The 15410-nt window shown below is 35.2% G+C and carries 9 protein-coding genes; 3 read left to right on the top strand and 6 right to left on the bottom strand.

Going from position 1 to position 15410, the window contains the following annotated elements:
- The first annotated feature begins 2 nt into the window (after positions 1-2).
- On the top strand, positions 3-1631 hold the full coding sequence (locus M3180_RS13035) for a thiamine pyrophosphate-binding protein (RefSeq protein ID WP_251668147.1): 1629 nt from the start codon (positions 3-5) through the stop codon (positions 1629-1631).
- Positions 1632-1633: 2 nt separating this feature from the next.
- Entirely contained in the window at positions 1634-2026 is a 393-nt protein-coding gene (locus M3180_RS13030) for a carboxymuconolactone decarboxylase family protein (RefSeq protein ID WP_251668145.1), read from the top strand.
- Positions 2027-2648: 622 nt separating this feature from the next.
- Here M3180_RS13030 and M3180_RS13025 read toward each other — a convergent pair.
- Positions 2649-3902 (bottom strand): MFS transporter, encoded by a 1254-nt coding sequence (locus M3180_RS13025; protein ID WP_251668143.1) that lies wholly within the window; start codon positions 3900-3902, stop codon positions 2649-2651.
- A gap of 947 nt (positions 3903-4849) precedes the next feature.
- Here M3180_RS13025 and dcm point away from each other — a divergent pair.
- On the top strand, positions 4850-6412 hold the full coding sequence (gene dcm / locus M3180_RS13020) for a DNA (cytosine-5-)-methyltransferase (RefSeq protein ID WP_251668141.1): 1563 nt from the start codon (positions 4850-4852) through the stop codon (positions 6410-6412).
- A gap of 719 nt (positions 6413-7131) precedes the next feature.
- Here dcm and M3180_RS13015 read toward each other — a convergent pair.
- From M3180_RS13015 to M3180_RS12995, 5 genes are all read right to left on the bottom strand, one after another.
- Complete coding sequence (locus M3180_RS13015; RefSeq protein ID WP_251668139.1) at positions 7132-7845, bottom strand: NgoBV family restriction endonuclease; 714 nt, start codon at positions 7843-7845, stop codon at positions 7132-7134.
- 25 nt (positions 7846-7870) lie between these two features.
- Positions 7871-8296: a hypothetical protein gene (locus M3180_RS13010; protein ID WP_251668137.1), complete on the bottom strand. Its 426-nt coding sequence runs from the start codon at positions 8294-8296 to the stop codon at positions 7871-7873.
- Between the two features lie 966 nt (positions 8297-9262).
- Positions 9263-11755 carry a toll/interleukin-1 receptor domain-containing protein gene (locus tag M3180_RS13005; RefSeq protein WP_251668135.1) on the bottom strand — a complete coding sequence of 831 codons (2493 nt, stop codon included), beginning with the start codon at positions 11753-11755 and terminating at the stop codon, positions 9263-9265.
- 179 nt (positions 11756-11934) lie between these two features.
- On the bottom strand, positions 11935-12981 hold the full coding sequence (mcrC, locus tag M3180_RS13000; protein WP_251668133.1) for a 5-methylcytosine-specific restriction endonuclease system specificity protein McrC: 1047 nt from the start codon (positions 12979-12981) through the stop codon (positions 11935-11937).
- A complete protein-coding gene (locus M3180_RS12995) occupies positions 12978-15134 on the bottom strand; it encodes a DUF8426 domain-containing protein (RefSeq protein WP_251668126.1) in 2157 nt (718 codons plus the stop codon). The genes mcrC and M3180_RS12995 overlap by 4 nt, the downstream gene beginning before the upstream one ends.
- Positions 15135-15410: the final 276 nt, after the last annotated feature.

Genomic DNA, 15410 nt, shown 5'->3' with positions numbered 1-15410 from the left:
TAATGAAAAAAATTTCCGAGATATTAGCAATTCATTTCAAAAAATGGGGGATCCATCACATCTTCGGTATTCCAGGTAAACCCGTCACCCCACTCATTGTCGATTGTCATAGCAATGGGATCGAGTTTGTGCTGTCTAAGCACGAGTCAGGAGCTGGCTTTCAGGCCGCTGGATACGCCTTAATGAATAACAGCTTGGCGGTTGCGATTGGAACATCAGGTCCTGGTGGTACGAATCTATTAACCTCTGCCGGACAAGCCAAAGCGTCACATCTTCCTGTATTATTCATTACCGGCCATCCTTCGATCAAGGATACTGGTAAAGCGCTAGGTCAGGACTCCACGATATTTGGAACTGATCTCGTTAAAATGTTCGAGCCTGTAACGAAGTTTAGTGCCAGAGTCGAGAGAGCCGACACGTTTAAGTCATACTTTCAGCATGCGATTGAAAAAGCCTACTCAGGCGTTAAAGGCCCTGTTCATCTGTCGATCGCCGCAGATGTGCTAGCTGAAAGCATCGAGGAATTCGAGCTTGATTTACCAGAGGTTATGTATCCAGTAGCTTCAAACCTAGATTCATGCATCGATGCTCTCCATGCACCTGGTAAGAAGGTGATTATTGTAGGCAAGGGCGTTCATTCTAGCAGAGCGTATCGAGAGGTGAAGCTGCTAGCGGAGATCTTCAACATTCCAGTTATGACTACACCGGGTGGCAAGGGTGCATTTGAGAGTAATCACCATCTATCATTAGGCGCGTTCGGACTTGGGGGTACCGAGGAAGCAAGCAACTACGTAGAGTCAGGCTTAGATGTGATGATTGTTATCGGCTCTAAGCTTTCAGACATGTCTATCCCAGGCTTGAAGCCTTCGATGTATCCGAAGCAGGTGGTTCATTTTGATTATGACCCAACCTTTATCGGTAAATCGATTGAGGTAGAAACCTTGCCGGTCATCGGAGATATTAAGACGAATCTCCAAGCGCTGCTTGCAAGGCTTAAGGATAAGGACATCACTAAAATGCCGTTCGAGCTTAGCGATTACCAGCTGACGGAGCCCGCTGTGGAGAGTAAAGCACCAATCTCTGCCGTTGAAGCGGTTAAAGTATTAAGCGAAACGCTAGATGATGAGACAATTATCTTTGGTGATGATGGCAGTCATACCTTCTATGGTATTAAGCATTACGAGATTAAGAGACCTGGTACGTTTTATTTTGACGATGTATTCGGCACGATGGGACATGCGATTGGGTATGCAGTTGGTGCCCAGCTTGCTAAGCCTGAAGCCCATGTTGTCTGCTTAACTGGGGATGGTTGCACATTTATGCATGGTACGGAGATCTCTACAGCTGTAAATTACGGAGCTAATGTCATATTTGTCATCTTCAACAATGGTAAGATCGATATGGTCGATACAGGAATGACGCTGAACCTAGGCAAAGCAGTGGGAACGGTGTATCGAACGATGCTAGATGGTCAAAGGTTTGGAGAATCTATGGGGGCTCTCTCCTTCAAGTGCTTCGATGCGAAAGAGCTGCGAGCGGCCATTGAAGCAGCTAAGCAGGCCAATACAACGGCTGTGATCGAGGTTATGGTTGATCCATACGAGCTTCCACCAACGACGAAAAGGGGATAACAATGAGTAGAAATATTGATAGCTATAATAAGGGAATGGACATTCTACATGAGATGGTAGGAGCAGACGGAACAAAGCCGATCGAGGCGTTCAAAAACTTCTACCCTGACTTTGCAGATTTTCTCATATCATTCGGCTTCGGTGAAATATATTCTAGAGAAGCATTAGATCTGAAGCAAAGAGAAACGATTACACTAACAGCATTGATCTCACAGGGCGCATTCGAGCAAATGGGCTTGCACCTCAATGCCGCACTTAATGTAGGGATGAAGCCAAAGGAAATTGTTGAGCTTGTCATTCACTGTGCCGCATATGTTGGCTTTCCTAAAGCGTGCAGCGCGATGGTGCAGGTGATGAACGTATTTGAGCAACGCGGGATTAAAGAGATATCATAAGTTATATGCAATAGCATTTATAGCTACATATTTATGCAAAGGGCGTCTCAGAGGATCAGTGTTTACGGATTCTCTGAGACGCCCTTTTTTTGCGCTTCGGAGAAAAGCATTCCTGCAGTCGCTTTTTAAATCCTAATGCTACGATTATTATGTATTAGGTAGCATTAGGACTTAAAGGCGACACACTTCGTTTTCCGGAATTGCTTTTTCCTACGCTGGAGCTTTTGATTGTATGTATCTGGCGCTGGTGCTCTCGATTGTAAGCTCATTGCGCTGGTGATCGCTAAGCTTCAGTCGATACTGCACTTATGTGATTGCGATTGGATGCAATAGTACTTGAAGAAGACTCACTCTGTTTTCAGGAATTGCTTTTTCCACCACTGGAGCTTTTGACTGTAAGCTCTTCGTGATGGTGCTCTCGATTGTAAGCTCCTGGCGCTGGTGCTCGTTAAGCTTCTTTCTGTGCTATTTTTTAGGACAATGCACTTATGTTAATACGATTTGGTGCATTAGTACTTGGAGGCGACTCACTCCGTTTACCGGAATGTTTTCTCCCCCGCAGGAGCTTTGAGAGCTTCGGCACCGAATACTTTACACGGTGCGCTGGCTCCTATTCCCCCTCTTAGCTACCTATCGGGTCACTATCAATTCTCTTTTCCTTAGGTAAAGCTAGAAATACGAGTAAGCCAATAATAAACAATGGGATAATCGAGAAAATACTTACTCTAGCGTTACCTGTTAAGGTTGTTGTTAAGGACATTAACAGCGGGCCAATGATTGCTGCGAATTTGCCGAATATGTTGTAAAATCCGAAAAACTCGTTGGAGTTTTCCTTTGGAATAATTCTTGCATAATACGACCGGCTTAGCGCTTGAATCCCGCCTTGTGCGGAACCGATCATCGCACCAAGTATAAAGATATGCCATACCGAGGAAATAAAAAATGCTGCAATACAAGAGATGATATACGTGACGATCCCGACAGTAATTAATGCGCGAGTCGAGTATTTCTTAGCTAAGTTGCCATACAGGATCGCACAAGGAAAAGCGATGATCTGAATGACCAGCAGAATACCGAGCAACGAGAACGTATCTAGCGCATCGGCTCCAAGAACAGACGTCGCATAAGGAACGACCATCTTAATAATGGTGTCTACCCCATCAATATATAAGAAGTAAGCAATAAGGAAGATAACAACCGTACGATAGCTGCGAATATGCTTAATCGTTGAGCCTAATCGCTTGAAGCTGTTCATAATAGGTCGAGGCTCAGGCTGTACATAGTAGCGCTGCTGCACATCTCTTATCATTGGTATCGTCAGCAAGCCCCACCAAAGCGCTGTAATAATGAAGCCAAGCTGGTAGCCAATCGCCTTATCCATGCCTAGGAAGAAGATCAGCAGTAGACTGATACCGAACGGAATTACACTAGATATGTAGCCATAGGCAAAGCCTCGCGACGACACCTTATCCATGCGATCATCCTTCGTAACGTCTACTAGGAACGAATCATAGAAGATATTAGCCCCTGAGAACCCAATGGCCGATAGCACATAGAAGACAATCAATAAATGCCACTGTCCACTATCAGGTGAGATAAATGCAAGTGATAGCGTTGATAGAATACCTAGAAAAGCGAAAAACATAAAGAAGCGCTTCTTCTTGTTCTTATAATCTGCGATCGTCCCAAGGATCGGACTTAATACTGCGATCACAATGCTTGCTAATGAATTAAAATAACCAAGATCCATACTGGTGCCAACGTTATCAAACATGCCAAACACAATCGGAAGCAAAGCCGTAGCCACTGCCATCGAATAGGCTGAATTCCCACAATCGTATAGAATCCAGGATTTCTCTTCTTTCGTCAGCTTCATAGTCACACCCTCATCTATAATGGTTTGCGGTCATTATATCATAGGAAGCTTCCAGTAAAATCATCGTGGTGTAAATTTTTCTAGAGTTAAAAGAGTGTTAGGCCCGGCTATGTCGGGTTTTTGTTCGTTTAAAGGGATCGTGATGGGAAAGCAGGAGGTGAGTTTAACATGGTGGTTGTTAAGAAATAATAATATGTAGGTTATGTGTTATGCTCCATCGATATAAGGTGATGTAGCTTTATTAGTAGCTCGTCTACTCGCCTGCTTTGCAGCTGGAGCTCTTTGCTACTACATAATGGGATGGATTGTTCTATTAAGGCTTGTCCAAGCTCATTGAGCTTCCGCCTTTCTCTTTCTAGTTCACTAAGCAAATCGTTCATGATTGTTTCCCTCGCTACTATTTCACTTACTTTCTAGTAATACTGTTCCTGCTTGTACCTGTGCTTCAGTTCAATGTCTCACACACTTAATCTCCAATCATCCTAATTATACGTGCTCGTGCCATTGTTTTAATGCGAATATCGGATTAAAATGAAATAAACCGATATTCGTACTGCTTGTTTAGGACTATGAAAGTTGGTGTTGGTTCTTATAATCATGGAATTATTCTTTTTATCCCTTTATATAAACAAAATACGAAAATAATCAACGGAGCGATTACCCCACTCCGCCTTGATTTACCTTTGGTTTTTATGCAATAGGTTTCCTAAAAAGTGTTTTTCAAACCGTATCCTCGTTACTACCTTAACCAGAATTCTACTTCCAGAATATTTTCAGCATTACTCCAAATAATCCAAAGCTAAACGAATACATGCTGCATCATCACTATAGTTATGTGATTAAATTTAACATTAGCTTTCTTTCCTTAGCATCCCATTTGAATTTAAGGGTTTCTAATTCAAAAGAATTATGATAGACTAGTACTAAAAATTATGGAGGTATTCTAGATGGTTTACTACAAAAGAGGCGGAGCCCGTGTGGGAGCTGGAAGATCACCTCTTAGTGAAGAAGAAAGAAAAAAGGGTTTTAAGGTGTACTTTCCTCAGGCAGTTTATGAAGATATATTAAAATATGGTGAAGGCAATTCTTTTTCAGAAAAAGTATATGGATTAATTAGCAGTGAAATGGAGAAAAGAAAATTAATGCAAAATGAGAAAGTAAAGTTTATCGATTTATTTGCTGGTATGGGAGGTTTAAGATTAGGATTTGAACAAGCTTTTAATAAGTTCGGTCTTAAAACAGAGTGTGTGTTAACATCTGAAATTAAACCTCATGCAGTTAATGCGCTAAAAGAGAATTTTCCTCAGCATAACTTTGTTGGTGACATAACAAAAGTTCAAAATGATGAAATCCCCGATTTTGATTTCCTATTAGCAGGATTCCCTTGCCAGGCCTTTAGTTCAGCTGGTAAAGGACACGGTTTTTTAGATACTAGAGGTACCTTGTTTTTTGAAATCGAGAGAATACTTCAATCTAAAAGACCCTATGGCTTTATACTTGAAAATGTTGAAGGTTTAGTAACTCATGACAGAGAAAACAAACATGATCCAATCGGACGAACATTAAAAACAATAGTTACATCGTTAGAAAGTTTAAATTATACAGTCTGCTGGAAAATTATGGATTCAAAGGATTTTGGAGTACCTCAGTCAAGAAAAAGAATATATATTGTAGGAAGCTTAAACGAGCATGAATCAATTACTCTTGATAACTTTAAGCAATCTAAAACTGTATTAAGTGATATTCTAGAAGAAGGCCTTCCTACTCTTGATACACCCTTTACAAATTCACTGTTCAAACACTATTCTCCTCATCAATTGTATGGAAAATCAATAAAAGATAAACGAGGCGGAAAAAACAACATACACAGTTGGGATTTAGAAATAAAAGGACCTGTTACTGTTGAACAGAAAGAATTACTTAACGCACTTCTGAAAGAAAGAAGAAAAAAGCATTGGGCTGATAAAATAGGTATTACTTGGATGGATGGTATGCCTCTAACAATTGAACAAATCGAGACATTTTTTCCTCATAAAAATTTATTAGAGTTGCTCGATGATCTAGTTGCTAAAGGTTATCTTGCTTACGAGCATCCCAAAGAACAAGTGAAGATCCCTGTCATTGATAACCAATATAAGATTGAACGAATTCCTGATATCACAAAACCTAAAGGTTATAATATTGTTTCTGGAAAGCTAAGTTTTGAATTCAGTCGAATATTAGACCCCAGAGATATAGCTCCTACATTGGTTGCAATGGATGTATCAACTTTGGGGGTTATTGACAATAGTGGTATTAGACAATTAACTCTTAGAGAAGGACTACGTTTGTTCGGGTATCCTGAGACTTACACACTTAAGTTTTTAGATAATAATCCAAAGAAGATGCAATTAGGCTTTGACTTACTTGGGAATACCGTTACTGTGCCAGTAATTTTTAATATTGCCGAAAGATTATGCTCGAGTTATATTAAAACTAATAATAAAGAACAATTTAGCCTTAGCAGTTAGATAGAATAGAGCGGCTAAATATATAATAATCTCAATATCTATGCCAAGAGCACTGAAAAGAAAACAGCTGAAAGTTGATTCAAACTGAACAGCGGCCGTTTTATGCGATTCCTCTGTGTGTAATTGAGTCATGTATGAGTTATTTGACTTTAAACTCACACCTCAGTAAAAGTTTTTACTGATTTGTTTGTCAGCCAGTTCAGCCTTTAAATTAACCAAAGAAGAATACCTGAGGGGCATTATCTCATCATTTGCCCCTCAGCTACATGGACTGATTCAAGCCGTGTAGTTTTTCAAAAACTCTGCTATCGTTTTAATGGCTATTGAAGTCCGATTTTTTAATGAATCTTTATGAAATATAACATTTATACTGTTCTTCATTGTGTGAGTTTCGATGTCAATGTGATTCTATCAGATGACATTATAAGTATGGATTTCTTTTCTTTGGTAGACAAAATCGGACATATAAGTCATATATAAATAAATATAACCATTTTTATATTCTCACCTGTCATAAGGTCAAGGTCAGTAAAATGAGTAAGCTTTTATTTTCTAAGTGTGTTTATTTTCTTTAGGTAAAATAGTTGTCTTATCACAGTGTCCCCAAATCCCCTTTTCTGAAATTCAAGTATGTAAAAAACTCTAGGTTGAACATACTTTTTATAAATGTCTAATCTACAGAAAAAATCAATTAGTAAACGCTCTCTAATTACCTATTATTAATAATCCTTTAATATTTGCTTAACCTCATCTTCAATGTTTTGATTCGAATAGTTGTAATACCCTTCAATCACATCCGATAGCCATTTTTTAACCACTGCAGCTTGATTTAAATGGGATAATAGTTCACGATAAATTGCAGCAATAAATCTTTCTTTTGAATTAAAAGGAGGGATTATATTAGACCTAGTGCTGTTAAACGATACTGGTCTTATATTATATATTTGTCCATTTTTCCTTTGGCAATTTAAAGCATAGTCAGTAGACTTTCCTGTTATTTCCCATACTTTTTTCAAATAAACTTTTCTAATACTTAATTGGCCATCTACAAGATCATAAGCAAAGATTAAATAATCTACATCAAGTCTATATGGATCAGTGACTAACGATTTCCAATAAGAATCGAAGTTTGCTACATCGAATGCGGGTCTTCTAGGTGCATAAAAAGATTTAACTTCTAATAAATTGGAATTTTGAGATTCAGACAAGTAAAAGTCTGGGAAGTTTTGGCTGTTATCAGGTGTTCTGTGGTATACGTTGTTAACATATAACCAGTCATTTAACCATTCTTGAATGTTATTTCCTACTGTATCAGTTGATTTTATTATTACATCAATTCCAGCTAAAGACATTGTTATACTGCCTTTATGTTCATAGATATTATCTTTAATCAACTTTTCATAAATTTGCTGAGCAGTTAAGTAATTACTCATATGTATCCCCCGTAAAATAATAATTCTAAATATACATAATTCTAGTGACCGTTTTATTTTTCAAATTCATACTAACTGGCTTCTTAAACACAATTAGATCCTTAATTAATATACAACCTATTATTGAATTTAATTCTTTTTTTCCAATTGATTTATTTATCAAATATAAAAACTCTTCCGGACTGTGAGTTTGGTTCTGCTTTATACCATTTGATATCCCATAATCATAAAACGCTTTTTCAACGGTTTGTTTTTTTGAGAACATATAACTTCCTCGAGCTACTTCAACACCGCCTAATCTAAAATAAATTGTATCACCCTCACTGAGTCTAGATTTATCTGGGATCCAGTTATTGGTCCAGTAATTAATAATTTGTAAACCACTAAGATTTTCTCTAATATTATTGTACCACAGCTGATGTTTCTCTAAAGAAACTACTGCTCCACTCATATTACAACTCTCCTTCAACAAATTTTACAACAATATACCAGTCCTGTCTAATTAGTGTATCCAAAAGTTCGTCATTATGTGATCAATTTCTAATGATCGATCACTTATTTGAACATTAGTGCCCCATTAAAACACGATAAATTATAATACTTTCAATCGTTTATAATTACGCAACTCAATGACTAATATCTTTTTTGTCTGGAAAATGTACGTCAACACACCATGGAACTTATCAAATAATGTGCAAGTGTTGGTCTAGTTGATTATCTTATTGGCGTTAGCCATGTCCAGGGACGAACAAGCTGTTCTATGACGCTACTGTAAGAAGTGAAGTTGAAAGCCACTTCCATTAGGCATGTGTTAATTAGTTGAGTTCAGGCAGTACGAAAAAAACATAATCAGTAAATATACATATGTCCTAACCAATCTTCTGCGCAGCAATCTGTTCAAAATTTGAAAATAATTCAACTACTTCAAGCATGATTATTTCTATATCTAAAATCTATAAATTGTTCGTTCTCTGTTTTTATTATCGTTGATAGTTCCAATTGTATCACATAATTCAACCCTGCAATAACGCTACAGTTCTTCGAAAGCCAGGCTAGTTTCATTCATGTCAACTATCAAAAATGTACCAGCTTCAAATTTGGTTAAGTAGCATGTCTTCTTTTTCTTATATAATACTCATAGGATAGAAAAAGTGAAGAAGCCTCAACAACTGTGCCATTCTTTACTGTGATTGGCGAGATATACTACTACTAGTCGGGTGTAGAATTCCTCAATGAGGAATTAGCCAACAATATGAGTGTGTCATCAAGTCTCTTTAATTAACGTTAAAATAGGTTGGTACAATGAATAATAAAAAGATGACTTCTGATGAATTCAAAAGCCATCTTTTAAATCATATATCCTTTTACAACTATTGATTAGTTGTGTTTAAGCCGTTAGTTTATTTACCTATTATTTTTAGGCTGTCACATCCTCAGAATCTTCTAATCTTCTTATTAACTTTGCAAACACCGAATCAGACAGATATTTTTTGTTAGACTCTAAAAATTTCATAGCTTCATTAGAACTATATTTCATTGATATGAATATGGTTTTAGACTTAACATACATAGGAAAATTATAGTCACCTTTTTTTATTTTTTTCTCATCTTCTAAATGTCGAACTATTTCCCCCATCTCGTCAACCATATTAAATCTTTCACAAATTTCAAATTTATTATAAATAGCATAGGTTAAATTAGGATATTCAGAAATCGCCTTCTCAATAAGAAATAAAGCAGTTATTCTATCATTATTATAGTAAGCTTTGAACAATGCCTGACATCTTAATAACATCTCTTTAGCGACGGTAGATTTCACTTTGACTAGGTTTTCCAACAGTTCTTCTACAATCACTTTATTTGAATAATGCCTATCTGATTTAATTATACATGTGAAATAAGCTTGAATATGATATGGATTAGTCTTATCGTTTTCGTAATGTTCCTTAGCTAATTGTTTGGCTTTTTCATATTCTTCTAATTGTATATATACTTGAACTAATTCCCGCTTAGCTCTTGAGAAATTTTGTCTTACACCTAAACTCCGTTGAAGTTCTTCAAGTGCTCGTTCATTATTATTTACTAATCTATAATAGTATCCTAAAAGAAAATTATGCTCCGCTCCATTTATATTTTGAACTTCTTCCAAAAACCTTTTATTTCTTAATCTTGCCAATGAAAGGCATAAAAAATATCTAATCTCAAATACTATTTTTTCATCCATAAACTCTATATTTTCTAGTGCTTTATCAGCAAGTCTAATTACATCCCCATAATTTTTATGAATATCGTACAATTCAGTCATTGTTTTTAAAAAATGAGAAGGTATTAGATATTTCGTGTCTATAGATTTATTTCGTTTTATAGATTCTTTAATTGTAAATAAAAAGTCAGGTATCTCAAAATCTTCAAAAGAGTAATTTCCCAAGAATTCATCAAGGTTTTTCATAAGTCTTTCTTCAAATTCTTTATTTAAGGAATAACCAGATCTTAAAACATAATCTTTAATTGCATCATTTAATTTAATATATTCTTTATTTGTCCCAATAAATGAACAAATAGACATTATTGAAAACTCACGTAATTTATCTTCATAGTAGTCATCACTACCGATAATATTAAATATAAAAGAGTAGCTAATTGCATCAAATAATGATAAAAAGTATAAAAACTCCATACACTTCGAATCATCTTCATACTTTGATATTAGTTTACTAACTTTATCATTACTATAGTTGATAATTTCGTCTGCTGATCGTTTGGCGTTATTTACACCCTCTCTTTTCAATAGAGACACTGTGTAATATACCTGTTCTGGATATCCTTTTTGTAAATTAGAGAAATACTTAAAATCATCCATTGATAGGGAAATATCTTCAAAATTTAGATACCTATTTAAAAGACCATCTCGTTCCTTTTTTTGCAATTCAGATACTTCAATAGAAAATATTCTTTCATTATGTAAAACTTCCTTAAATCTAACTACAAATGAAGAAATGATACCAAAGATTACCCTGTCCGTATTTTTTATGCCATTAATAATATCTAAGAACCATTTAGTTAATGTACCATCAAAAGCTACTATACAACCATTATCACGTATAAATACTTTCTCATCAAACGACTGTATGTCACTTACTAACTTTAATGCTATCTCTACCTTTTCTTCTAATGTAGTTATTAATAAATTTTCAATATTTACACTTTCAGAATACCCTAAGCCATATAATAAATAAATAAAATCTTCGATGCTTTGGTGAGCATTTAGACTAATGACATTTGGCTGATATGACTCCTTAGTAAACACATTTGCTTTAATAAAGCAATGCTTTAAGACCGAGTTTCTTCCAATAGACTCTATACCAGAAGCTATGAAACATAGTGGTTTTTCCTTACTATAGTCGTAAAACCTTTCTTCAAAAACTGTAATTAAATCATTTCTACCCACAAAAATTCTATCTTTCTCCTTAATTCTAGGATGTAAATTCCAACTAATTTCAATTAGTCTTTGCTTAATCATATTAAATGACTTACTTGGTCTACTAATATATTTAATATTATATTCATTTCTCATCCACTCAGGAATTCTTACATCCTGATAAGTCACCCCTTGGTCAATAATGATTGGATAAATCCTACTTATGAATTTATTTGATAACAATTCATATGCTTTAGTTAACTCTAGCTTTACCCATCTAGAGTTTAATGCATGGTTTGATAAGAAAATCACAAATACATCTGTAGACTCTAATCCTAGTTCAATTTCTTCAATAGATTTCATACCTTCTTCAAAAGTAACTTCATCATAAACCACGCTGTGAATACCGAACTCCTTAATTAACTTTTCGGCAACATATCTTACATAACTTTCTTTATCCTGACTACTATGTGATAAAAATACCCGTGGCATAATCTTCCTCCTTATTATGAATAAATCATCCTACAATTATAACAAAATATTAACAATTTTATAATATGTTTTACAATAAAATTTCATTTACTCATACTAACACTCCAGACAATATACAGCTTTATACAACTTGGGATTAGCATGTCCGCTATCAAAAATTTAAGTATATTCGGAAAATATCAATTGATTAAAGGTTTATGTAAATACTCATTCACAATCCCCTTAAGCTGAGCTGATACCTCCGAAAACTCACAATTGAGATCTAACGTCTTTACACTAATTAAATTTCCACTCATTCGATACTCTTGATTAGGCTGCACATGTGCATTCGTTTTAGCATACAACAACATTCCTGCTACTTCATGAGGTTGTCCTGATAGTTCAGCTTCTTTATTTTTTACATAGGTGAACATTTGATATAAGTGACTTGAGTGCAGTTTTACCGCATCATAATGACTTTGTGTATTCGCCTCATAATATTTTGCATCAATAATTAATACTTTGTTATCGCAAGACAACATAATATCAGACTGCATAATAGGTAATAATGTACTATGTCCATAATCTAACTGCCATTGAATCTGTGATGCACTTACCTTTAACATAGGAAATTCTTTTTTGTAAAACTCTAGTATAAACTTTTCATATAAACGACTCATTCGCTGCTCATCCAAGAAGTCCATTAACTTAATACTTCCATCTGTCTTACTTTGAAGTAATCCCTTCACGATTAAGTAACATATAGAAACAAGCATACGATAGCTGTGATTATTGCGGTTATAGTGAATATTCCAGTTTACAGAATGCAATTCAATCGAAGACACTTCCGCAAAGTATAAAAGCAGTTTTCTAAGCTCTTTCTTCCTATGTTTTGAGACGTCAGAACGTAAAAGCAACTCCATCGTAGATTTAATTACCTGGTTCATATACGAATTAATAGAAAACTCATCGTATTCACAAACTAACTGTCTTTTCAATATACTTTGTGTTTTTATCGAAGTCGCCATATCAACTTTACCACGTAATGTTGAAAGTGCTTCTTGTTGAGGAACATACTCTTTCCCTAGTCCTCTTCTCAATTGATTACTAACGCCCTTGATTAATATCGCCGTACATAACTCTGCAGTATTATCAAATTGTTCAGTCGCAATGCTCTTATATCCCTGTTCACTTAACACTTGAAAGGCATAAGAAAGCATATAGTAAATGTTATGAATTGCTATCATCGAATAGCGCTCCTTAACTGATTACTCCAGTTACTCACCTTAAATGGCTCATCAAACCAATATTCTTTAAGCAACGGAATTAGTTCATATTCAACGGTCGAAGCTAACCATGAATCGTCAATTGAGTCTTGAGCGCAGAAATAGCTATGTCCAATACGAAAACTATCACCTAGTGCTTCATCACTCGCAATTGCTTGATTTAATTGTTCAACACATTGAATTAAACGATCAAATTTTGAATGGTTCAAATCTGCCTGATACGTTTTAAAGCCTTCAGATTGAAAGGCAGGTTCAAACTCTATAAAAGCAAATCTTCTACGAAGTGCATAATCTAGCATAGCTAAGCTTCGATCAGCTGTATTCATCATTCCGATAAGGTACAGATTTTTAGGAACTGAGAATTTCTCGTCTCTATATACTAATCCTAACTCAACTCCTCGCTTGTCACTTTCAATAAGCATAAATAATTCACCAAATATTTTACTTAAATTTCCACGATTAATTTCATCAATTATGAAAAAATATCGCTGTTCATTATCTTCTTCAGCCTTTTTACAAAACTCGTAAAAAACACCACTTTTCAATTCGAAACCGGAACCTGTTGGTCTAAAACCCATTATAAAATCTTCATAAGAATAACTTTGATGAAATTGAACCATCATCACACGATTTATGTCTACGACCCCCATCATAGAATAAGCTAATCTTTTTGCAGCAAAGGTTTTACCAACTCCAGGCGCACCCTGTAAGATAATATTCTTTTTCTTTTTCAGAGTATTTACTACTGTTCTGTATTGATGTTGATCAATATAAACCTCACTTAAAAAGTCTTGTTCAGTATATAGAGGGAAATCAATTTCTTGTTCCTCTTCATCTTCTCTATAGGTATCTACAAATAATGAATTTAATTTTTCGACATATTCCATATATACAGTAACATCGGTTAAAGTTTTTATATTTGCATTCCCGGGATGTTGCCATTGTCCTTTATGAGTCCATTCAACAGATCGTACATGATTGTAATAATCCTCCATGTCAACGTCATAGTCATAATCTGATGTTACAATACCTCTACCGATTACTAATGAAATACCTTTTTTCACAAAGATGATATCACCTTTTTTTATTTCATTCGCAAATTGCCACGTAGCATGAACGGAGTTCTTATGTGAAGATTGCTGTCCATATAATTCCTTCATCTTTATCTGCATTTCACTTTTCGAGGAATACTCTGATAGATCGCCTAGATCTCCCCATCCTATAGCCATTATGCCCGCTTCATAAAATTCATCCCATTTAGATGCATTATCTCCAGGAGCATATATCCAAAAATGAACAGGACGTACCTCTTCATCAGCTAATCCATGATTTCTGGTAAGCATTTTTTTATTATAAGCTTCTGAATTTTTGTCTTGTTGTTCACTCGTTAATACCCATGCTTCAAATGATAATTCTGGAAAACTTTTATACGAATATTTACCGCTATTCATGGCAGACAATATTAATTCGCACACTTGTATATATTCTTCACCTGTAGGAAGTTGTTTCCATTTTCCAATCTCAGATATCACTTCTTTTGGCATATGTTCTGGATCATTAATAAATTCACGGTTTCTCTTATCCAAATTTACGTAATGATAAGGGCGAATCCAATATAGTCCCATTGTAATATTCCATTTTACTTGTTTTTGCTGAACAGCAATATCAAAGAGATTCACAAAAGCACTTTTGTGAGCATTTGTCGACTGGTCAGTAAACGCAATTGCTGCTTCAAATAGATTCCACAGATTATCAATGTCATGTTCTCCACGTGCATCCCCAAAACGATAAAAAGTTGCTGATTGATTGTTAACTACCGGAATTCCATCAAAACTTTTTGGTATTGGAGCACCTATTTCAAACTCTTTTGCTAATTGTTTTATTATTGTAATACGGTTCTTATCTGTTATTCCTTTATTAAATAAAGCAAATATTGAAAAAGGGTCAATATCTTTAACGTTATGATCCTGCTCTAGTTTAGGCAATGGTAGATTAATAACTTCATAAACTCTTTTTATTTTTTCTATTAGTAGTGGTCGATCATTCTTATAAGTAAGTAGCTTTGTTGCAAATTCTATGTAAAATTCAGTCCAGTTTAAATTTATTTTTTCCATGTACTATACCTCCTCAGTTTTGATATTGCTCTTATAATAGTAGATTAGCATACATACCCATAATCTCAATAAAAAACTAGGCGATTACTCTCTGTTCTTCACAGTTAATAATCGCCTAGTCGTGCTTTTTTTTTAGGAAACTGCACCGTAATTAACATTATAACGGAGTCGATTCTTCTTTCCATAAGTTCATTTATTAAAACAGTATACATTTATTCCTATAATCTTTTCTTTAATTCATGACTTGAAACCACCTTAGTTAGCCCTCATCTAGGT

Origin of the sequence: Paenibacillus camelliae, from assembly GCF_023715345.1 — a bacterium.
GTDB lineage: Bacteria > Bacillota > Bacilli > Paenibacillales > Paenibacillaceae > Pristimantibacillus > Pristimantibacillus camelliae.
Note: the sequence above shows the minus strand (reverse complement) of the source record. Positions and strands in the feature narration are given on the sequence as shown.